This is a genomic window from Mycobacterium sp., from assembly GCF_035633495.1.
Lineage (GTDB): Bacteria > Actinomycetota > Actinomycetes > Mycobacteriales > Mycobacteriaceae > Mycobacterium.
Genome location: NZ_DASQEU010000186.1, coordinates 1 through 20,567, shown reverse-complemented (window position 1 = coordinate 20,567; position 20,567 = coordinate 1). Strand labels below are relative to the sequence as shown.

General features: G+C 66.3%; 21 protein-coding genes, 1 tRNA gene and 4 pseudogenes. 9 read left to right on the top strand and 17 right to left on the bottom strand.

What is annotated here, in order from left to right; translation table 11 throughout:
- The first annotated feature begins 189 nt into the window (after positions 1 to 189).
- On the top strand, positions 190 to 705 hold the full coding sequence (locus VET27_RS26470) for a hypothetical protein (protein ID WP_526523010.1): 516 nt from the start codon (positions 190 to 192) through the stop codon (positions 703 to 705).
- Here the strand turns inward: VET27_RS26470 and nrtS are convergent.
- From nrtS to VET27_RS26440, 6 genes are all read right to left on the bottom strand, one after another.
- Positions 696 to 911: a nitrate/nitrite transporter NrtS gene (gene nrtS / locus VET27_RS26465; RefSeq protein ID WP_526523014.1), complete on the bottom strand. Its 216-nt coding sequence runs from the start codon at positions 909 to 911 to the stop codon at positions 696 to 698. The genes VET27_RS26470 and nrtS overlap by 10 nt on opposite strands.
- Positions 912 to 999: 88 nt before the next feature.
- Positions 1,000 to 1,860 (bottom strand): haloalkane dehalogenase, encoded by an 861-nt coding sequence (locus VET27_RS26460; RefSeq protein ID WP_526523008.1) that lies wholly within the window; start codon positions 1,858 to 1,860, stop codon positions 1,000 to 1,002.
- A complete protein-coding gene (locus VET27_RS26455) occupies positions 1,850 to 3,007 on the bottom strand; it encodes an ABC transporter ATP-binding protein (RefSeq protein WP_526523006.1) in 1,158 nt (385 codons plus the stop codon). The genes VET27_RS26460 and VET27_RS26455 overlap by 11 nt, the downstream gene beginning before the upstream one ends.
- Positions 3,004 to 3,798 (bottom strand): ABC transporter permease, encoded by a 795-nt coding sequence (locus VET27_RS26450; RefSeq protein ID WP_526523004.1) that lies wholly within the window; start codon positions 3,796 to 3,798, stop codon positions 3,004 to 3,006. The genes VET27_RS26455 and VET27_RS26450 overlap by 4 nt, the downstream gene beginning before the upstream one ends.
- Positions 3,795 to 4,655 carry an ABC transporter permease subunit gene (locus VET27_RS26445; protein ID WP_526523002.1) on the bottom strand — a complete coding sequence of 287 codons (861 nt, stop codon included), beginning with the start codon at positions 4,653 to 4,655 and terminating at the stop codon, positions 3,795 to 3,797. The genes VET27_RS26450 and VET27_RS26445 overlap by 4 nt, the downstream gene beginning before the upstream one ends.
- Positions 4,656 to 4,674: 19 nt before the next feature.
- Positions 4,675 to 5,913 (bottom strand): ABC transporter substrate-binding protein, encoded by a 1,239-nt coding sequence (locus tag VET27_RS26440; protein ID WP_526523000.1) that lies wholly within the window; start codon positions 5,911 to 5,913, stop codon positions 4,675 to 4,677.
- Between the two features lie 166 nt (positions 5,914 to 6,079).
- Here VET27_RS26440 and VET27_RS26435 point away from each other — a divergent pair, with 166 nt between their 5' ends.
- Positions 6,080 to 6,832: a TVP38/TMEM64 family protein gene (locus VET27_RS26435; RefSeq protein ID WP_526522998.1), complete on the top strand. Its 753-nt coding sequence runs from the start codon at positions 6,080 to 6,082 to the stop codon at positions 6,830 to 6,832.
- A complete protein-coding gene (locus tag VET27_RS26430; protein WP_526522996.1) occupies positions 6,810 to 7,439 on the top strand; it encodes a CDP-alcohol phosphatidyltransferase family protein in 630 nt (209 codons plus the stop codon). Before VET27_RS26435 ends, VET27_RS26430 begins: the two co-directional genes overlap by 23 nt.
- 76 nt (positions 7,440 to 7,515) lie before the next feature.
- Here VET27_RS26430 and VET27_RS26425 read toward each other — a convergent pair whose 3' ends face one another.
- Positions 7,516 to 8,871 (bottom strand): H(+)/Cl(-) exchange transporter ClcA, encoded by a 1,356-nt coding sequence (locus tag VET27_RS26425; RefSeq protein ID WP_526522994.1) that lies wholly within the window; start codon positions 8,869 to 8,871, stop codon positions 7,516 to 7,518.
- 249 nt (positions 8,872 to 9,120) lie between these two features.
- Positions 9,121 to 9,321, bottom strand: coding sequence for a hypothetical protein (locus tag VET27_RS26420; RefSeq protein WP_526522992.1), 201 nt, complete (start codon positions 9,319 to 9,321; stop codon positions 9,121 to 9,123).
- Between the two features lie 223 nt (positions 9,322 to 9,544).
- Between VET27_RS26420 and VET27_RS26415 the strand changes: the two genes are divergently transcribed.
- Positions 9,545 to 10,354 carry a glycoside hydrolase domain-containing protein gene (locus VET27_RS26415; protein ID WP_526522990.1) on the top strand — a complete coding sequence of 270 codons (810 nt, stop codon included), beginning with the start codon at positions 9,545 to 9,547 and terminating at the stop codon, positions 10,352 to 10,354.
- Between the two features lies 1 nt (position 10,355).
- Here the strand turns inward: VET27_RS26415 and VET27_RS26410 are convergent, their stop codons facing one another.
- The 6 genes and pseudogenes from VET27_RS26410 to VET27_RS26385 all read right to left on the bottom strand — a co-directional run bounded on the left by VET27_RS26410 (position 10,356) and on the right by VET27_RS26385 (position 14,455).
- Positions 10,356 to 11,489 (bottom strand): zinc-binding dehydrogenase, encoded by a 1,134-nt coding sequence (locus tag VET27_RS26410; protein WP_526522988.1) that lies wholly within the window; start codon positions 11,487 to 11,489, stop codon positions 10,356 to 10,358.
- An 85-nt stretch (positions 11,490 to 11,574) separates the two neighbouring features.
- Positions 11,575 to 11,766: a hypothetical protein gene (locus VET27_RS26405; RefSeq protein ID WP_526522987.1), complete on the bottom strand. Its 192-nt coding sequence runs from the start codon at positions 11,764 to 11,766 to the stop codon at positions 11,575 to 11,577.
- Complete coding sequence (locus VET27_RS26400) at positions 11,766 to 12,188, bottom strand: arsenate-mycothiol transferase ArsC (protein WP_526522985.1); 423 nt, start codon at positions 12,186 to 12,188, stop codon at positions 11,766 to 11,768. The genes VET27_RS26405 and VET27_RS26400 overlap by 1 nt, the downstream gene beginning before the upstream one ends.
- On the bottom strand, positions 12,185 to 12,862 hold the full coding sequence (locus tag VET27_RS26395) for an arsenate reductase ArsC (RefSeq protein WP_526522983.1): 678 nt from the start codon (positions 12,860 to 12,862) through the stop codon (positions 12,185 to 12,187). Before VET27_RS26395 ends, VET27_RS26400 begins: the two co-directional genes overlap by 4 nt.
- Before the next feature lie 41 nt (positions 12,863 to 12,903).
- Positions 12,904 to 13,974: pseudogene (gene arsB / locus VET27_RS26390) on the bottom strand (ACR3 family arsenite efflux transporter); the annotation flags it as partial.
- Positions 13,975 to 13,981: 7 nt separating this feature from the next.
- On the bottom strand, positions 13,982 to 14,455 hold the full coding sequence (locus VET27_RS26385; RefSeq protein ID WP_526523012.1) for an ArsI/CadI family heavy metal resistance metalloenzyme: 474 nt from the start codon (positions 14,453 to 14,455) through the stop codon (positions 13,982 to 13,984).
- A 99-nt stretch (positions 14,456 to 14,554) separates the two neighbouring features.
- Between VET27_RS26385 and VET27_RS26380 the strand changes: the two genes are divergently transcribed.
- From VET27_RS26380 to VET27_RS26365, 4 genes and pseudogenes are all read left to right on the top strand, one after another.
- Positions 14,555 to 14,914 carry an Rv2640c family ArsR-like transcriptional regulator gene (locus VET27_RS26380; protein WP_526522981.1) on the top strand — a complete coding sequence of 120 codons (360 nt, stop codon included), beginning with the start codon at positions 14,555 to 14,557 and terminating at the stop codon, positions 14,912 to 14,914.
- 117 nt (positions 14,915 to 15,031) lie between these two features.
- Positions 15,032 to 15,151 (top strand): annotated as a pseudogene (locus VET27_RS26375) (transposase); the annotation flags it as partial.
- 155 nt (positions 15,152 to 15,306) lie between these two features.
- Positions 15,307 to 16,971 (top strand): annotated as a pseudogene (sulP, locus tag VET27_RS26370) (sulfate permease).
- A gap of 622 nt (positions 16,972 to 17,593) precedes the next feature.
- Positions 17,594 to 18,070 (top strand): DUF998 domain-containing protein, encoded by a 477-nt coding sequence (locus VET27_RS26365; protein WP_526522979.1) that lies wholly within the window; start codon positions 17,594 to 17,596, stop codon positions 18,068 to 18,070.
- On the opposite strand, the gene VET27_RS26360 is transcribed toward VET27_RS26365, so the two are convergent.
- Positions 17,965 to 18,546: a transposase gene (locus tag VET27_RS26360; RefSeq protein ID WP_526522977.1), complete on the bottom strand. Its 582-nt coding sequence runs from the start codon at positions 18,544 to 18,546 to the stop codon at positions 17,965 to 17,967. The two genes, VET27_RS26365 and VET27_RS26360, sit on opposite strands and share 106 nt — an antisense overlap.
- 725 nt (positions 18,547 to 19,271) lie before the next feature.
- Between VET27_RS26360 and VET27_RS26355 the strand changes: the two genes are divergently transcribed.
- Positions 19,272 to 19,961: a hypothetical protein gene (locus VET27_RS26355; RefSeq protein WP_526522975.1), complete on the top strand. Its 690-nt coding sequence runs from the start codon at positions 19,272 to 19,274 to the stop codon at positions 19,959 to 19,961.
- A gap of 255 nt (positions 19,962 to 20,216) precedes the next feature.
- On the opposite strand, the gene VET27_RS26350 is transcribed toward VET27_RS26355, so the two are convergent.
- Positions 20,217 to 20,290: transfer RNA gene (locus VET27_RS26350), tRNA-Leu, on the bottom strand.
- A 19-nt stretch (positions 20,291 to 20,309) separates the two neighbouring features.
- Positions 20,310 to 20,456 (bottom strand): annotated as a pseudogene (locus VET27_RS26345) (site-specific integrase); the annotation flags it as partial.
- Between the last annotated feature and the right edge of the window lie 111 nt (positions 20,457 to 20,567).

Below are 20,567 nucleotides of genomic sequence, written 5' to 3'. Positions count from 1 at the left end.
GTGACGTTTGGCGCCGGAGCGTCGCGCAATGTGTTCGAGCATCGACATCCGCGACCCAAACAGGAATCCCAGCCGCGCGGTTCGGATGCAGCCGATTCCAGCCGCTCCCCGGGGCACGCGGAACCGTGCGACCGGTGGACGTTTAGGGTGGGGTCTCCCTGCGGCCTCACACACGGGAGGAGCGATCCCTTGCCGCTGAAACTGCTTCGATTCACCACAATCCTGTTGGTCGCGCTTCTGACGGGCCTGGCCTTCGCCCATGTTCTCGAGCAACCTGCGAAGATGCAGTACGACCCCGCCCTGTACATCGGCCTTCAACAGTCCCTCTATGTTCAGTGGGGCCCGCCAAACGTCGGCGGAGTGCTCGAACCGTTGGCGATCGCGGCGACGGCACTCTTGGCGTTCTTCGCACGGAAGACCAGGCGGGAGTCGAGGTTTTACCTGGGTGCGCTGGTCGCGTTGCTACTCGCGTTTCCGGTCGTCTTCTTTTGGCTGGTCGCTCCGGCGAACTCGGTGTTCCTCGCCACAGCGCTGCCCGACATTCCGCCCGACTGGGCTCACCAGCGCTCGAATTGGGAAACCGGGCACACCATTCGCTTCGGGCTGCAGTTGGTGGCACTGGCACTGCTTGTCCTACCGCTGGCTCTCGACTCTAGACCGACGACGGTCAACTCCGAACCCAGTCCCGACAAGAGTCAGCCATGACCATCGGAGTTCACGCGGCGGACGGACAGGAAGCCGACGCTGGCGACGCAGAACGGCACCACGAAGTTCACCACCACCCTGACCCACGTTCCGCCATCACCATGACCACCCTCGATCACCGCGCCCTGATTGACCAGCGACAGAACGGTTCCCACGATCAGCGCGGTAGGGCCCGCGGTCCGCACGGTAGCGCCGCGCACGAACATCGCCACGGCCTCGTGCGGCCGACTCCAGGTGCTCGGCGCCCATGCCCGGAGGGTGATGAAGTGGTCGCTCCTGGTCGGCTCGGCACCGTCAGCCGAAGCGGTCGATGATCGCCGCGGCGATCTGATCCGGTGCGTCTTCCTGCATGAAGTGATTGGCGGCGGGCAGTTCGACCAGGACGTGGTCGGTGAACGTGGCCCGCATCCGCGGCAGCGTCCGCGCGGGGCTGAACGCGAAGTCCTTCATCCCCCAGACGAACAACGCGGGCTTGGCGCCAAGAGTCGCAGGCACGTCGCCGGCGAGACGCTCCAGCAGGGGGCGGGCCGCCAGGATCTGTTTGGGCAGTTCCGCGACGCCCCTGCGCGCCTCCGGTGACGGCTGCACCTCTCGGTAGTGCGTCATCTCCAACGGGGTCAGCCTCCGCGTGGTCGCCATCGGGATCAGTCGCTCCACGAAGAAGTTCCTGTTCAGAACCGCGCGCTGCATCAGACCGCTGCCCATCACCTTGCTGAACACCTTCATCCGCAGATCGTCGGAAGGCCAGAACCAGGTGTTTCCCAAGACCACCCCGCGGACCCGATCTGAACGCGCAGTGTCGACCGCCATGCTGACCGGACCACCCCAGTCCTGACCCATCGACAGGTATTCGTCGAGCTCGAGGAAGTCGACCAACTCGCCGACGACGGCGGCGTGCTCCTCGACTGTGTAGCCGTATCCGGTTGGGCGATCGGACAATCCAAAGCCGAGGTAGTCAGGCGCGATGCACCGGAACCGATCCCGTAGCCCGGCGATGACGTTGCGGTAAAGGAAGCTCCAGGTCGGGTTGCCATGACAGAACAGGATCGGCGGACCACTCCCTTCATCGATGTAGTGCACCCGACCTTGTGAACTGTCGAACCATCGAGACGTGAAGGGATAGAGGTCACGGTCCGGTGTGAAGTCAATCCGCATCGTTGAACTCCCGTGGTCGCACTCCTCCGCCATCCGAGCCAAGCCCGACCGGTTCGTCAGGGTAGTACGACCGGGCCGGCTCGGTGTCGTCAATGAGCACTTCAGGTCCGGTGGCGATCACATTGAGTGCATCGGCGGGAAGTTCCAGTCCCACCTCGGTTCCGGTCGTGACGCTCACCTCGGAGGGAAGTTCGACGAACACCGATGACGTCCCGATTCGCACGCAGGCGCGCTGTCGGATACCGACAGGCTGCAACGACGTGACGGTGCCGGTGATCGGGGATGCGTTCGGCGGCACCAGCCGCACCATTTCGTGCCGCATCACCAAGGTGGCGGGTCCATCCCGGACGCAGACGTCGTCGGGCAGAGCATGGGCGCCCAGGTCGGAATGGTGCACGCGGGATGCGACGTTGCCGCGAATTTCGTTGAGGCCACCCATCAATCGGTGCACCGCCAGAGTCGACGGACGGACGTAGGCGGTACGCACATCGGAGTGGTGCTGCAATGCTCCGTCGATGAGGACTGCGATCCGATCGGCGACAGCCGCAGCTTCGGCCTGGTCATGAGTGACTACCACGATGGTCGGATTCAGTTCGTCCCTGATGGCGCGCAACAGTGCGTACATGTCGGTGCGCAGAACGCTGTCGAGCGCGCTGAACGGTTCGTCGAGGAGCAAGACCCTCGGCTCGGCGGCGAGTGCCCTTGCCAGTGCCACCCGCTGCGCTTGTCCGCCGGAGATGTCAGCGACCGAGCGATCCGTGAAATCCCCCAACTGGACCAGTTCGAGATAGCGCTGAGACGCGTTCCTCGACTCCCGGCGAGACAGGCCTGCGGCCCGTGCCGCGAAGGCCACGTTGTCGATCACCGACAGATGCGGAAAGAGTAGTGACCGTTGGAAGACCATCGCGATACTGCGTTTCTCCGCAGCCGCGTTCGTCACGTCGTCGCCGTCAACGAGCACCGTGCCGCCAGTGGGCGCGTCCAGGCCGGCGATCAGCCGTAGTGCCGTGCTCTTTCCCGAGCCCGAGGGGCCGAGCAGCGCAAGACACGTGCCGGCGGGGATGTCGAGATCGAGCCCGTTCAGAGCCGGGGCTTGTTGACCCCGGTGCTGGCGGGTGAGGTTGCGCAGCCCGAGACTGGCGCTCACGTCGACGTCCCTGTTCGGCGTCCGGCGCGGGCCACCACGACGAGCAGTGTCAGCGGCGGAATCACCGCGGCCAGTGACAGCGCCGCGACGACGGAACTGTTTCCGGTGCCCGCGGCAAACGACGCCACCAGGATCGGGACGCTCACCAGTCGGCCGCCGCCGATGAGCAGGGTCACCACGTAGTCAGTCCACCCGACCAGGAACGCCAGGAAGGCCGCGCCCGACAGGGCGGGCGCCAGAAGCGGGATCTGCACCCGGATCAGCACCACGGCGCGGGAGGCACCCAAGGTGCGGGCTTCCTCCTCGTAGCCCTTGTCGTAGGCGCTGAAGGCGACCCGCATCAGGTATGTCGTATACGGAATCGCGGCCACCGAGAGCACGGCGACCACCGCAAGTGGGCTCGGCACTCGGCTACGCAGAACCAGTACATCCAGACCGAGCGCCACCGCGAACGCAGGCAGGATCAGCGGCGCGAACAGTACTGCTTCGAACAGGCGCGGCACGGGCACCCGGCCAGAGGCGAGCGCGCGCGCCGCGAGTGCCCCCGCCGGCGTCGCTATCGTCGCCACCGCGAGCCCGATTGCCGCGGAGACGACGATCGCGTGCGGTGCGCCTGCGGCGAGGCCGCTGCGGACCCCGTCGAGACCCCATTGCTGCGGCAGCAGGTCCGGGAAGGGCCACCGATTCGCGAACGCCCACAACAGAATCGGGGTGAGAGGGATCAGGAACCACAGCACCAATGCCCCGCGCACTGTTCGCTCGATCACGGTGCGGCTGACGGGACCAGTCATCGCCAGACCGCCGAACGCCGCAACACCGTCAGCGCGCAGGCCACCGCGAGCATGGCCAGCGCCGCGGTGACGACGGCCGCAGCGGCCGCTTGGGGTCGGGCGGCAAGGTCGATCGAGGTGAACAGCCGGATCGCCATCACGGGCAGCGGCTCCGGGTACGCCCGCCCAAGCAGTAGCGCTACCTCGTAGGAGCCGAGGGTGTACGTGAAACTGATGGTCGCAGCGGCGACCACCGCCGGACGAATCAGCGGAAACGTCACGAGCCGCAGCCGGGCACGCCGTGAGGCCCCCAGCACGGCTGCGGTCTCGTCGTAGGCGGCGACCCGGGTAGCCAGCACCGCCGCCACCACCAACCCGATGAACGCGGATTCCTTCCAGGCGTATTCGAGTACCACCGCGATCCACCAGCGGCCCCCGACGAGGGCCGGCCAGCCGCCCTCCGACAGGCCGAACAGCCTTGCCAACAGTCCGGAGTCGGCGAGAAGTAAGCCCATGGTCGCGGCGCCGATGAGGTGCGGGACGGGGACGGTCACCGTGCCGGCCCACAGCGCCGACCGGCGGCCAGCCACTGCAGTCAGGGCTGTGGTCACCCCGATCAGCACCCCGATGAATGTCGCCGCCGCGGCGATCGCCACGGATAGCGCTGCGGACGTCGCAATGTCGCCGGCGTTGGCGCGGTAGGCGTCGAACGTCAACGCCGGAGTCCCGACGAGTGGCATCAGGCCCAGGCTCTGCAGCAGCGCCGAGCCGAGGCCGGCAACGAGAACGATCGCCACGGGCACCATCGCCGGAAGCACCCAGAGCGCCGCGCGCCATGACATCACGGGCTCACGTTCCGCAGCCTTCGTCCGCCTCATGGCTGGCCGCGTGTTCGGCTCATCCGGCGGCGAGGACATTGCGGCGCCACCCCTCATCGAGCGGCGACACCCACTCGGCGGCGAGTTCGGGGTGCGCGTTGCCGGCGAGCACTTCGTACGGGGGCACGACAGGGGACACCGGTAGCGCTTCGAACCCGGCGCGGTCTGACGCGGTGAGTCGGTTCAGGTCGAGGACGGTGAACTGACCCCACACCTCGGGCTTGGCCTTGGCGAGTTGCTGTTGCGGCGACAACGCCAGGTTCGCGACGACCCGCGCGCCGGCACTGCTCCCGGAGTTTGACGGGATCGCCAGGAAGCTGGCGTTGCCGACCGTCCCGTCGGTAAGGGTCAGCACCTTCGTTGCCGCGGGATAGGTGCCCTTGGCGACCAGTTCGGTCAGAGTCGCCGGACCGTAAGTCATCGTCATGTCGATCTGGCCTCCGGCGTAGAGGTCGTTGAGCTCCGAGGAGGTCTGCGGATAGGTAGTGCCGCCACGCCACAGGGACGGTTCGAGCGCAGTGAGCCGCTCGAACAGAGCCGGCGTGAGCCGGTCGTAGTCCTGTTGGGAGAACTGCAGCGGGACTTCCTGCGCGCCGCCGGAGACGGCGGCGAGTGCTTCGCGGATGAACACCGATCCGGTGAAGTCGGGAGGTGCCGGGTAGGTGAACCGTCCCGGGTTCGCCTGGGCCCAGTCGAGGACTCCGAGGAAATCGGATGGCGGATCCGCAATCTTGTCGGCGTTGTAGACGAGCGTGAATTGCGCCTCGTGCCAGGGAGCCTCGCATCCGTCGACGGGTGTGCCGAAGTCGTTGGTCAGCAGCGGGTCGGTCGGATCGGTCAGCGCCATGTTCGGCAGTGAGGCCGTCCACCCGCACAGCCACGCACCGGCTTGTTTGCCGGTCCCGAAATTGTCACCGTTGACCCACACCAGGTCGACGTCGCCGTCGGTGACGCCGGCCTGCCGTTCGGCGAGTATGCGGTTGATGGCGTCGCCGGTGTCGGCGATCGGCACCCGGCGCAGCGTCACGCCGGCCTGCCGGGCGGCAGGTGCGAGAACATCGTCGACATATCTGTTGCCCTGCTCGTCACCTCCGTACATCCACAACGACACCGTCTGGCCCTGCGCCTGCTCCTGGATCTGGGCCCACGAGGCCGGTGCCGCCTGCACCGGCTCGGGGTTCGGGGCAGCGCACGCCGCCAGCGCGGACACCGCGGTCAGTAGCGACGCTGCCGCGACACGCGCCAGGAACCTGCTCATGCGCTGCGCGCCGGCCGGTTGAGCACTAAAGCCTCCTACTGTCGAGAGCGGCAGCACGTGGACGGGACGGCTGGCCGGTGAGGGTTGCAAGCAATCCTGCCCTACGGGAACACGGTGCGACTCTCGAAGACTTCCCGTGGTGAAGGCCAACGACAAATGGAGCCCCATGCAGCCACCCGAACCAGCCGCAGCCACATCCAGGGCGCGCGTCGACTACCGATTGAAGGCAGCCATTCTCGTCATTCTCATCGGGGTCGGCATCGCGTTGGCGGTCACCACCGATCTGCCCGATCCAGCCCAGCTGCGCGACCGGGTGGCCGCCTTGGGGCCGTGGGGGGTGCTGGCGTTCGTCGGCATATACGCCGCCCTGACCCTGACGCCGTTTCCGGCGAGCGCGCTGACCATCGCCAGCGGGCTTCTCTTCGGGCTGGCCGCAGGCGTCGCAATCGTCGTGTTCGCCGCGACGCTCGGCGCCTGGCTGGCGTTCCTGCTGGCCCGATCGTTGGGCCGCGACGGGGTGTCGCGCATCCAGTGGGCGCGCGTGGCGTCGATCGACGCCATGCTCGAACGCCGAGGCTTGATCTCTGTGCTGTTGGTGCGCCTGGTGCCGCTGTTCCCGTTCATGGCGGTGAACTACGCGGCGGGCTTGAGCGCGGTCCGGCAACGTGACTACCTTCTGGGCACCGCAGCGGGGATCATTCCGGCGACGGTCGGCTATACCGCACTCGGCGCGTACGGCACCTCCCCGCTGTCCTGGCCGTTCGCCGCCGCGGTCCTCGCGGTCATGATCGTGACCGTGACCGCCGGATACGCTGCTCGACGGCTCAAGAACTCCATCATGACGGACAACGGCCGCCAAGACGGGTCCGGCGACGACTCAGAAGGCGACCCCACCGATGCTCGACGACTACCTGCGTAGGCGCCTGGAACGACCGCTATCCAGGGTGGCGGCGTCGATGGACAGACCAGGGATCACCGCGGACCGGCTGACCGCCACCGGTTTGATCCTCGGGCTCGGCAGCGCCGCCGCGGCCGCAGGCACCTGGTGGTGGCTGTCGCTGTCGCTGTGGCTCGTCTCCCGACTCGCCGATGGACTCGATGGACCGTTGGCGCGGTTAAGACGGGCCCGTGATCCAGACCACTCCGATGCCGGGGCGGGCGGATTCTTCGACATCACGGCCGACTTCGTCGTCTACGGCAGCACCGTGGTCGGCGTCGCCGTCGGCGCAACGACGGCTTACGGGGCGCCGTGGTGGCCGTTTCTGCTCGTGCTCCTGGCCTACTACATCAACGGGACGGCATTTCTGGCCTTCTCGTCGATCGCCGAACGTTCAGGCCGCGCGCTCGACGACGGCCGGTCGCTGTCGTTCCTCGGCGGCCTCGCCGAGGGAGCGGAAACCATTGTCGTACACAGTCTATGGCTGATCTTCTCGGCCTTGGCGTGGCAGATCGCACTGGTATGGGCCGCCGTGGTGTCCATCAGTTCGGCGCAGCGGATGGTAGCCGGCTACCGGGCCCTGCGCTAAGGGCCTGCCGCCCAGCTGTAGCTTCTCCGAACGGCGTTGCCGCTGATCACCTTTGACCCAGGGGCGGGCGCGCCGATCATCGACCGTCGTCCCCGTCGACCCCTTGGCCGCCATTCACCGTGTCCTCGGCGGGCATCCGCTCCCGGAGGGAGTCGTAGATGGGCGGTGACCGCAGGAGTTCGGCGGCGAACACCGCCGCGGCGGTGGCCGCGAGCATGGGCACCGTCACCGACGTCGTTGCCGTCATCTCGATGACGAGGACGATCCCCGTCACGGGTGCCCGGACCGTCGCGCCGAAGAAGGCCGCCATGCCGACGATTGCCATCGGAATCGACAGGGACACGTCACTTCCTGGCCACACGGCGTTGAGGACGCCGACGAACAGCACTCCCCACAGCGCGCCGACGGCCAGCAGCGGTGCGAACAAGCCGCCTGGCACGGCCGCGGCGTACGAGAGTGGGCCTGCGACGAACCGCATGGCGAGATAGCCGACTGTCGCCGTCAGAGCGATCGCGTTCCCACCGACGATCATCTGTGTCAGTGTGTCGCCCCCTCCCACTGCGAGGGGGTCGACGAACATCAGGAACCCGATGATGGCGCCGATCAACGTCGCCTTCACCATCGTGGGGACGCGGCGAATTTCCCTGACGTTGTCGACGAACCCCAACACCAGCCGGTTGTAGGCGACGCCAAGGCATCCGGTCAGCAGGCCGAACACGATGAACACCGGCAGTAGGGCAAGAGCAGGCGACTCGACCGACCCGACCAGGAAGTCGGGGTGGTCCCCGGTGAGAAGCCGGGAGCAGCCGACGGCAGAGGACCCGGCGAGAACGGTCGCGAGAACGGTCTTCAGCCGGAAGGACTTCGTCACCTCTTCGAGGGTGAAGAGCACGCCACCGATAGGCGCGTTGAACGCGACGGCGAGGCCTGCACCGCCCAACGCCGTCTGCATCATCCTCACGTCGGGATCCGCGAGGCGCGCGCGGCGCCCTGCTTCGGCTCCGATCGCCGCACCCATGTGCACCGTCGGCCCTTCTCGGCCCAACACGAGTCCCGATCCGATGGCCAACACGCCACCAACGAACTTTGCGGGTAGCAAGTGCAGACTCGGCGGCTTGGCAGTGCCCCGGAACACCGCCTCCACGTGCTGGATACCGCTGCCTGCGGCGAGCGGCATCCACCGCACGACGAGCGCGGCGAGCGTCGCACCGACCGCGGCGACGGCGATTGGGATGAGCCAGCTGGGACCGGGCAGCTGATGGGCCCAGTCGACCAGATCGACGCGCCACACGTCCGCCGTCTTCAGACACCAGCGGAAGGCGCCGCCGACGAAGCCGATGAAGATCCCCGCGACGATTGCCGTCACGCAGATCAGAACGGCCCCCCGAATCGGGTCGTCCGGCTGGTCCAGGTCCGCAGTCGAATCCGTCATGCCGCAAACGCTAGATCTGAAACCGGGAAAGCAGCGTTTCGCTGACGTCGACGGGGTGTCGCACGGCGGCTTCCATCCCTGCCGAGACCGCCGCGTGAGTAGCATTCGGGCCGCGACGGTCGCCCAACGGCTCGGCCCGAAATGCCCTGGACGGACGTCGCCGCGCCGAGCGCCCCTGCCCCGAGGCCGGAGCAGACGCGAAACCTGCAGCGAGCGAAAACAATTGACGAGGGCGGTGGCGCGGGCGCGCTAGTCGAGGCGGATGACGTACGTGCCGTCTTCGTCGCGCTCAATCTCGCGATCCCACGTGTTCAGCCACACGGGCGTGTCGGCACGGGTGCCGATGTAGGCGTTCCGGATCGCGCCGCCCGGTTGGAGTTGGACGCTCCACTCGTCGCCTGGCGAGTGGATGCTCACGACCTCTTCACCGTCGGCGCGGCGGATGGACAACGTGCGACCATTGATGTCCTGCTCCGACAGTTCGGCCTCATCCTCGGCCAGGTCAGCGTCGGCAATCAGCTCGGCGAGTTCGTCGTCCGGATCGGTTTCATCGTTCGTGCACCGCGCAACTGTGCTCAGTCACCCCAACGCGTCAGCCTCCACTTCCCGTCGGTGAACAGGAGGTCAGCCGCGTCGATGTCGGGCGCTCGTGAGAGTTTTGTACCGTTGAGCAATGTCGGACTCGCCTGCGCAGCGTGAAGGCAACGAACGGCGATCAGCATCGCGGCGTGACGTCCTCAAACATCTTCTAGCCGCGCCAGCCCTTGCGAGCCTTGGCACGTTGGCTGCGGCCGTCGGCGCGCCGCGCGCATCGGCCGCCAACCCCCAGCTGATCGACTTCGCGGAGCACCTGGTCCCGCCGGATCAGATCAGCGCCGCCGGCTACGTCGGAGCAGTCGTCTTCGTGTCCGAGTCTCGACCCGGCGCAAACTTCGACTTCAAGCCCGTCACTCGCGGATACGCGGACGCGCTGCGCGCGGCCGGCCTTCACGTCGTCAGCAACTACCAGTACGGCAAACCCGGTTGGCCGACGCCATCGGATTACACCCGCGGGTACGACGGTGGCGTCGCAGACGGCCAGACGGCACTGCGCCTGCACGCGGCGGCCGGAGGGCCGGATTCGGCGCCGATCTTCTTCAGCGTCGACGAGGACATCGACCACGACACCTGGGAAACCCTTGCGGTGGAATGGTTTCGAGGAATCAACTCGGTGGTGGGCATGGGCCGTACCGGCATCTACGGGCATTCCCGGGCGTGTGCGTGGGCCATCGGCGACGGCGTCATCGGAGACTCGAGCACGTCGGGACACCGATGGGCGTGGCAGACCAGGGCGTGGTCTCGTGGCGAGCGCGAGCCCGCGGCGGTCCTCTACCAGACCTCCATCTTCACCGCCTCTGACCCGGCAGTCGTCCTGGGCGGCGTCCACGTCGATGCCGACGACGTCCTCGCCGCCGACTTCGGTCAATGGGACCTCGGCCGATGAGCTACGGGGTGACGAGGAACTTCTCCCCGGTCGCTCGCTTGACGTAGGCGTTGAACGCGTCGGGGGCGAGCATTCCGGCGAGTGACACCTCTCGGGTGTAGGTACTGGCGAACGTCGTGGTGAGCCCCGCGGCCACCCGCGCTCGAAGTCGTCCGATGGTCTCGGCGCCGGCGCTCTGCAGGAATGGGGTGAGCAGCCATCCGCCGATACCCCACGCCATGCCGAAGTTTCTGGTGAGCACCGTCGGACCGGTGTCGAGTCCGCCGTAGATGTACACCTGCTTGTGGACGGTCGACCCATAGCGTGAGTACGCCGATGCGGTCGACTTGGCCGCTTCCTCCATGCCGTTGAGGATCTGACTTGCGAGCGTGCCTCCACCCGTGGCGTCGAACGCGAGCGTCGCGGACGTCGCCTCGAGAGCCTCGGTGAGGTCCTTCGTGAACGACGGTGACGTCGAGTTGCAGACGTGCATTGCGCCGATCGACCTCAGCAGCTCCTCCTGGTCGGGGTTGCGTACGATGTTGACCAGCGGTATCCCGTCCTCCTTGCAGACCTTGACGAGCATCTGGCCGAGATTGGACGCCGCGGCGGTGTGTACCAGCGCCGAATGCCCCTCGCGCCGCATGGTTTCCACCATTCCAAGCGCCGTCAAGGGATTGACGAAGGACGACGCCCCGTCCTTCGCGGTGGTCCCGTCGGGCAACACCAGACACGCGGCAGCATCGACCACTCGGTACTGCGAGTACATCGCGCCGCCGGCCATCCCCACCGTTGTACCGAGCAGGGCTTGCGCCGCACGCGACGACCCTGCGGCCACGACGGTGCCAGCGCCCTCATTGCCGACGGGAAGCGACTCGCCGAGTCGCGCTGACAGCGCATCGAGGGTCCCGGCTCCCAACGATGCGGTGACGATGGGGCGCTCCGGCGTGCCCGTGACCGTCGCAGTGGTCATGTCCGCGGTGGCGACGAGCAGACCCAGGTCCGACGGGTTGATCGGCGAGGCTTCCACGCGGACCAACACCTCATTGTCAGCAGGGGTGGGAACCGGGACGTCATGCAGTGACAGCTCCAGGGTGCCCTGCGACGTCACCAACGAACGCAGTTCCAGTGCGGTGTCGGGCAAGTCTGTGGTCATGGGTGTGCCTCATTCCTGTGGTGGAGTGCCTTCCACCATAGGAACCTGCATCGCGGTCAGAGATCTTCCCCTCTGGACCTCGCGCTCAACAATCAAGGTGCCCGATTGCCGCCGGGACGATGGCATAGGCCGCGGCCACCGACACCTGCAAGTCGTCCATCACCATGGGGAGCGCATCGGCCGAAGGTCTCCCGACGCTGACGTATCGGCACACCTTGTAGCCCTCCGTCAGCAGCTGCTCGCTGCTGAGGTACGCGAGTCTGGGCTGGAGCTGCATCACTCCACTGGATGGGCCTGCAGGCGGTCGAGGAGTTCGGCGACGCGGCGGCTGATGTCGTCGCGGATCAGGCGCATCCGGTCGATGCCGTCGATGCCGCGTTCAGAGGGTTCATCGGTGTCCCAGTTCTCGAACAGGGTTCCAGCAACGGGGTCGACGTGGGCTTCGCGGCCGAGCGTGATGACCATGTCGACGTCCCGGACGAGCTGCGGATCAACGACTTTGGGTTTGCGGTCGGTGATGTCGATTCCGACTTCGGCGAGTGACTGAGCGGACAGCGTGTTGACTGCACTCCCCGGGTTGGTCCCAGCGGAATTGACCTGCACGGTGTCACCGGCCATCTGTCGCATGAGACCGGCGGCCATCTGGGACTTGCCGCCGTTCTTCACGCAGACGAACAAGACGGAGGGCGTATGGCTCATCGATCCGCAACCGAGCTGATACCGAGGTCGGCGAGCAGACGGCGGACTCGCTCCTCGATGTCGTCACGGATGGGACGGACGGCATCAACGGATTGGCCTGCCGGGTCAGGCAGTTCCCAGTTCTCGTAACGCTTGCCGGGGAAGAACGGGCAGGCGTCGCCGCAGCCCATGGTGACGACGACGTCCGAGGCTTGGACGATCTCGTCGGTCCAGGGCTTGGGGAACTCGCGGGTGATGTCGATGCCGACCTCGGCCATGGCGGCGATGGCGGCAGGGTTGATCTCGTTTCCGGGTTCGGACCCACCCGACCAAGCGACTCCGTGGTCACCGGCGAGATGGTTGAAGTACCCCAGCGCCATCTGAGAGCGTCCGGCATTGTGGGTGCACAGGAACAGCACGGTGGGTTTGGCATCGGTGATCTTGCCTTCGACGCGAGCCAGCGCGGTGAGGCGTTGGCGTGCCCAGCGTTCCGCAAGCAGGGGTAGGAAGTTGGGAATGGTGGCCCGCACTGCGAACTGGTCGTAGGAGGAGTTCAGGAACCGTTCGATGGTCTCGACGCCGAACACTTCTGCGAAGTCGGCGTGCAGTCGGGTGGCGGCGGTCTTGAGGGCGAGTCGTTGGTCGATGGATAGGTCACCGTGAGCGTGTGCGGCCAGCGAAGGGCTGTCGGTCACTGGGGTGCTCCGATCTACGTGATGGGGAGTTTGATGATGGGGTCGGGCTGGGCGAATCGTCGGCGCAGTGCCAGGGACACGTAGACCAGCGCGACGAGGACGGGAACTTCGATGAGCGGGCCGACGACACCAGCGAGGGCTTGCCCGGAGGTCGCACCGTAGGTGGCAATGGCAACGGCGATGGCCAACTCGAAGTTGTTCCCGGCGGCGGTGAAGGCCAACGTGGTGGTGCGCTGATACCCCAAGCCCAAGGATGCGCCGAGCAGGTAACCCCCACCCCACATGATGGCGAAGTAGGCCAGCAACGGCAGCGCGATACGGACTACGTCCAGTGGGCGGCTGGTGATCTGATCACCCTGAAGCGCGAAGAGGATGACGATGGTGAACAGCAGCCCGTAGAGCGCCCACGGCCCGATCCGAGGCAGGAACTTCGACTCGTACCAGGTTCGGCCCTTGGCCTTCTCGCCGATCCGGCGGGACAGGTAGCCGGCCAGCAGGGGGATGCCCAGGAAGATGAGCACGGACCTCGCGATCTGCCACGGCGACGTCGATATCGTGGCCTGTTGCAGTCCGAGCCACCCCGGCAGCACCGACAGGTAGAACCAACCGAGCACGGCGAACATGACGACTTGAAAGACCGAGTTCAAGGCGACGAGGACGGCAGCGGCTTCGCGGTCGCCGCAGGCCAGGTCGTTCCAGATGATCACCATCGCGATGCAGCGGGCCAGGCCCACGATGATCAGTCCGGTGCGATACTCGGGCAGGTCGGGAAGTAGCAGCCAGGCCAGGGCGAACATCAGCGCCGGGCCGAGTATCCAGTTCAGCACCAGGGAACTGATCAGCAGTCTGCGGTCGCCGGTGACGGTGTCGAGCCGGTCGTAGCGAACCTTGGCCAGCACCGGGTACATCATGATCAGCAGTCCGAGTGCGATGGGCAGGGAGATGCCGTCGACCTGGACGCGATCCAAGGCAGTGTTCAAACCCGGAATTAGCCGACCCAGCAGCAAGCCGGCGGCCATGGCGATGGCGATCCACACCGGCAGGAAACGGTCGAGACGGGAGAGCTTCTCGACCACGCCGGGATGACCGTCGGCTTCGACAGGAGCGTTCATGCGAGGCTCAGCAACAAGCGTTGGTCGTGGCCGCCCGATCGACGGCGGTGCCGCCACAGCAGACGCCGCCCTCGGTATCGTTCTCCCCCAGGAGGTTCGGACTGGTGCCGAAGGTGTCGGAGTCGGCGAGCACGGTGTAGACCTCCCACTTCTCCCCGGCTGGCCCGGTGACCCAGACCTTGTCCTGAGTTGCGAAGCAGCAGGTGGTGCCGATCTCCTCTTCGGTGAACAGTCCCTCGCCGGTGAGTCTGGCAATCTCGGCGTGCACGGTGTCAGTGGACTCCACCTCGACGCCAAGGTGGTTGATGGTGCCGCCCTTGCCGGGGTTTTCCAGCAGGACGAGCTTCATCGGCGGCTCGGTGATCGCGAAGTTCGCGTAGCCCACTTTGAGTTTCGTGGGCGTGGTGTTGAACAGCTTGGAGTAGAACGTGACGGCTTCGTCGAGGTCATCGACGTTGAGTGCGAGTTGGACGCGGGACATGGTGGCCTCCGTACGTGTGAGACTTATGTCGAACTTGCGGACGATACCGATCATGCCACCTCTTCGACGTATGTCAATGTCTGTGGCAGGATGGGCCGCATGCCCAAGACGCTGCCGACGGTCGACATCTCCGCCCCGGTGTGCTGCTCGCCGGTTGCCGCCGGTCCCCTCGACGATGCTGCAGCGTTGGAGATCGCCTTGCGCCTCAAGGCATTGGCCGACCCGATGCGCGTGAAACTCGTTTCACTGCTGTTCAGTTCGGACGAAGGCGAAGTGTGTAGTTGCGATTTGGCAGCGGCGGTCGGGCTGAGTGAATCGACCGTGAGTCATCACCTCTCGCAGTTGCGGCGGGCGGGTCTGGTCGAGTCGGAGCGACGGGGGATGAACGTCTACCACCGGCCGCGCCGGGAATCGCTGATCGCGCTCTGCGCGGTGCTGGATCCGAACTGCTGCCGCTGAGCGTGGCCGCTCGGCGGTAAGTGTCGCGGACGCTGCACGTTGGGGACCGTCCTTGCTGGCCGACCGAAGTCGACGCTGTCGCCGAAGGGGAGGCACGGGTTCGATTGGCGAAAGTAGATCTTCCCCGACCGGAGCTCCGTCATCCGCCTCGTCGGCGCCGTGCTGGCCGAACAACATGACGAATGGGCTGAATCACGGCGCTGCCGCGGCCTGGACGTCCTGAGCAAATCCCGAGCCGACCAGAGCTGCCGACAGAACAGGAGGCCACTGCGGCGGCACTGACCGCCCAAATCACAAAGTCGAGGAATCACACGACGACGACGTACACCACTTCCCTGGACTTGACCCCGATCGTTGATTTGGGCAGCGAGCAGAGATGGAATGCTGCACCCATGAACTGGTTCGCCGCCGCCCCTGGTCTGGCCCAGTTCCGCGGCTATCAACGGTCCTTTCTGCGCGGCGACGTGGTGGCCGGTCTGACCGTCGCGGCCCACCTGGTGCCACAGGTGATGGCGTATGCGACCGTCGCGGGCCTGTCACCAGTGGTGGGCCCTGGGCAGCGCTGGCGCCGTTGGCCGTGTACGCCTTGCTGGGATCGTCCTGGCAGCTGTCGGCGGGACCGGAGTCGACGACCGCGCTGATGACGGCGGCCGCTCTCGCGCCGCTGGCTGTCGGCGATCCCGGCCGTTATGCCGCGCTGGCCGACGTCCTGGCACTGTTCGTCGGGACGTTGTGCTTTCTTGCGGGCCTGGTCCGGCTGGGCTTTCTCGCCGATCTACTCTCACGCCCGGTGCTGGTCGGCTACATGGCCGGTGTGGCGATCATCCTGATCGCCAGCCAACTCGGCACGCTCAGCGGCGTAGCGGTCAAGGGCGACGAATTCGTCGACCAGATAGGCTCTTTCATGGGTGGCCTGCACCACGTGCACTGGCCGATGATAATGCTCTCCGCGGTCTTGCTGGTGGCGCTGGTGCTGCTCGCGTGGCGGATGCCGCGAGCGCCGGGATCGCTGATCGTGATGCTCGCCGCGACGGCCACGGTGAGCGTATTCTCCCTGGACCACAGCGGTATTCGCGCGGTAGGCCAGGTCCCTGGTGGTCTACCCGTACCGGGTGTAACCGGCATTCCACTGACCGACGCAGTGGCGCTGCTCGTTCCGGCCGGCGGCATCGCGATCGTCGCGTTCTCCGACAACGTGTTGACTGCCCGGACGTTCGCGGCACGAAAGGGCGAGTACATCGACGCCAATGCAGAGTTGCGGGCGCTCGGTGTCTGCAATTTGGGCGCCGCTGTGGTCCAAGGTTTTCCGGTCAGTTGCAGCGGCAGCCGAACCGCGGTTGGCGACGCCGTCGGCAGCCGCACCCAGCTCTACTCGTTAGTCGCCCTCGTGTTCCTGGTGATCGTCATGCTCACCTCACGTGGCCTGTTGGCGATGTTTCCGACCGCCGCGCTGGGAGCGCTGGTGGTGTACGCCGCGGCGCGGCTGATCGACGTGCGGAGTTCCGACGGCTAGCACATTTTCGACGCAGCGAGCTGATTCTGGCGCTGGGCGCCGCGACGGCGGTACTGGGGCTGGGCGTGCTGTATGGCGTGCTCGCCGCCATTGGGCTGTCCATCGCTGACCTGTTGCCCGGCCACACGACAGCTTGCTGGGCTTCGTGCCAGGCCTGACCGGGATGCACGATATCGAGGACTACCCGGAAGCGCGACTGGAACCCGGCCTGCTGGTGTACCGCTACGACGCACCGCTGTTCTTCGCCAATGCCGAGGACTTCCGCACCCGAGCGATGGCCGCCATCGACGAAAACCCTTATCCCGTCGAGTGGTTCATACTCAACGCCGAAGCCAATGTGGAAGTCGACCTCACCGCCCTGGACGCCGTCGACCAGCTCCGCAAGGATCTCGACCGCCGCGGCATCGTCTTCGGGATGGCGCGGGTGACATGGCATCTGCGCGAGGCGCTCGACGCCGCAGGGCTGCTCGACAAGATCGGCGCGGACCACATATTCATGACGCTACCCACCGCGGTCGAGGCCTACCATCAGCGCGGTGCGTAGACCGCAGCCCCGACGGCCAGCACCGCCGTCCCACGACCACATTCGCGCTGAATCGTGACCCTTGGCCGCTATTGGATGGCGAGCGGGCCGCCGATGCTGGACCGATGACCGCACACGATTCGTCTGGCATCGCCCTGGCGACCAAGGCCTCGGTGGCGTGCGGCCAGGATCGTCCGTGGGCGATTGCATTCGGTGCCTGCACGGCGGTGTTCACACAGCGAGGGCGACGACGCTGCGCTCCTACCGAGTAGCGACCAGTAATGCGGCGAACGCCTCAGCTCGGCTCCGATCGTCAGGCCTACCGACAAGGACTCCCCAACCCGGCACTCATCTTGGTAACCAGACGGCCACACGAGCCGAGGAACCTGTCCGGCGCTCAGCGATTCGGTTTCGTGCCGCACGATCCCGCACCCCTGATCAACGGACGCCGTTCGCGCTGCGGTCCGTTGAAGTCGGCGCTTTGCTGGCGGTTGCGAGCGTCGCGTACTCGATGTGGCTCCTTGAGTTCGTCCTGCTAACGGGCCTGTCACCGTTGCAGAGCTTCGTCAGCGAGCACTAAGTAGTCTCAGAGCCTTACCAAGCACTCTTCCGAGGGTTCGACGTCGTCGCGGGGATCGTCTACGTGGTCGCATCGGTCCGCCTGAGGCGCCTACTACCGCTTGGGCCCTCGGGTGCAAGCGTCGCGATCGGACTGGGGGTGTTCGGGTTGACCACCGTCACCGACGCACAGTTCGTGCCAGACTCCATCACCATCGATCCTGTGTGCGAACGCCTCGAGCTCACCGGTCACGTGTCGTGGCACCATCTGCTGCATCTGGGCTCCAGCTTTGTGTCCCAGCTTGCGTTCATCGTTGTTGCGCTCGGGATCCAACGCCTGGCCACCCTGCGCGGGACGGCCAGGGAGCGCATCCTGACCCGGTTGCTGTTGGCGCTCCTGCTGATCGCCGCGCTGGGCTGCCTCACTTGCTACGAGGTCGGCTGGGTCGGAATACCTCAGCGGATCCAGCTGATCGTCATCGCCGCCGGCACGATGGGTGCCGCGGTCCGGCTCCTCCGTCGACACGTCCCCGACGGTCGGGATGTCATGTCACGACAGTAGAGCGCCGCTGTTCTCAGGGCTAACGACGGCCTGGTGTCGACGGCGAGCCCGATGGTCGGCGTCGCTGCCAGCGGGGCGTCGTCGGTGATCGCCACCAGCGCCCAGGAGTACCAGCGTTGCCCCTTGGTTCCGGTCCCGGCGTTCAGGCGCTGCCAGGCCGTCGGAGGCAGTGATCGGGTGAGGTCGTCGACCCGGCCGGTACCAGCCTCGGTGGTGACCGCACGGTTGGATCCGATCGCCAGCACGTAGCCCATACTCAACGTGTGCAACCGGGTACGTAACCCGGGGTCGGCGCCGTAGACCTCGTCACCGGCAGCCCACCGTGCGGGAATCTTGGCCTGCATTGCGCGGGTGATCATGTCGGCGGCCAAGGCAGGTTTGGTGGCGAACTCGACGTCGTCGGGAACACCGGCATCGACGCGTCGGGCGTCATCCTCGGTCCAGGACTTCGGTAGGTAGAACTGCCGGTCGATCAACGCGTGGCCTCCTGGTGCCGCATACGCCAAACACACGGCTACTTAAGAGTTTCGATCCGCCCAGCCGTCCCGGTGTATTGGCGTCGGCGTCCCACTTGGCCCGCCCCCTCAGATGCTGTAACCGGTCTGGGCTGCCGTGGCCGCTGCGCTCGGCCAGCATCGGTTTTCATCGACGGGGAACGAGATTCAAGTTCTTGAATGTTCACAGTCAACACGGCGTTAGGGTGACGCCCATGATCCGATGCCATAGCGGTCGGTGGGCTGCGCTGCTGGCCGTGTTAGCTCTGGCCGCATGTAATTCGGCGAGCAGGACGGACCCGACCACCGCGCAACCGGCACCCACAGCGACGTCCGCGACAACTGCCCCGATGATCATGCGACCGGCTGCGCTGTTCTACACCAAGGCGGGGTCGTTATACGTCAGCGAACCCGCCGGCACCCCCGGCCGCAAACTGACAGACGGACCTGCGGACACGCAGCCAGCGCCGTCCCCTGACCTCTCGCACGTGGCATTCGTCCGCAGGACAACAGCCTCCGACTATGGCGGTGAGCTATGGGTACTCGATCTTTCGCCGCAACTCGCGCCCATCGGGCCGCCCCGGCGGCTCGTGGACCCGGCCGCCCTTCCGTCGGGTTCCGGCCGCTCACCCGCAATGGTCGTAAGTCCCCGATGGTCGCCGACAGGACAACATGTGGCCTTCGTCGACAACAGGAACGAGGGGATGGTGGACGGAGGTGTCCTGCTCGTTGCAGCCGCCGACACAGGTACGGTCGTGCCGGCACAACAGCCGCTGTTCGCCGATTCCGCATTTGCGTGGGCGCCCGACGGCAGCCACATCGCCTGGACGGAGGCACGCAGCGACGTAAGTCCGGTCGCCGTCAACGCCCTCGCCGTCGATGGCGCCTCCGCGCCTGTCGCGACGGATACGAACGCCTTCTCGGTGACCTATGGCAAGGACGGACAGACAATACTGTTCGCCAACGGTGACGCATCCGGTCCGGACTTCGCCGCAATCCCGTTCGCCGTCCGCACCGGCGGCATCTACTCCGTCGCAACCCCCGGCGGAGCCGGCGCGAAGTCTCCCGCCCGCCTCACTCCGCTGTTCACGAGGCAGGGTTCGTACTACAGCGACATCACCGCCGTGGACTCCGGCGCTGTGGCCTTCACCGCGCAAGGCGCTGACGGTGAGTCGAAGACGATCCAGGTTCTCGACGAGGGTTCGTCGAGACCGCGCACGACGGTCACCGACGTCGCGGCCGCTGCTCAGGGACCGGCGTGGGGTGCCGGCGACTTCGTCGCCTACGTCGACACTTCCCCCGAAAGCTCGCTGGTGGTAACCGATCTCGACAACCGCAGTCCTAGACAGGTCGACACGGGCGTGGACACCTTTGCATGGGCGCCGCCGTCACGATAAGGCTTCTAGGTCTGCTGCGCCCGCACCCACTCGAACAGGCTGGCCGGATACGCCTGGCCCTGATATCCCACATACGCCACGCCGAGAAAGTCACCGGCGCGGCTGACCGCCGAACGTGCTGTTCGAAGAACGCCTCACAGAGCGTTGGCCAGCTCGGCCTAATGTCGCCCGCCCGCGTACGCTCCGCGTACATGAGCGGCCTCTCCGCGATCGCCCGCCAAGGCGTTACCCCCGCTTCTACCAGCGCGTTTAGCGTGCCCCCAGTCGGACTCGAACCGACACTGTGCGGATTTTAAGTCCGCTGCCTCTGCCAATTGGGCTATGGGGGCGTTGCAGTTCAGAGCGTCCTTAGACCGTTTCGGCCCCATTCTTACCTCCTGAATACCGCAGAGATACCGCAGTGGTGTCGATGGCCTTGCCTAACGCATCGGCCACACCGCTCAAATCGTCGTTGAGTAGGTGGCCGTACCGGTCGAGCGTCATCGCGGCGGTCGCACCAGACCCTCGATCCCGACTTCTGCGCACGCGTTGTCGAATACCCAGCGATACTCACCGAGTGGCGGACTGCAGAAACCGCGTCTGCTGCTGCAGCGCCCAACCCGCCAG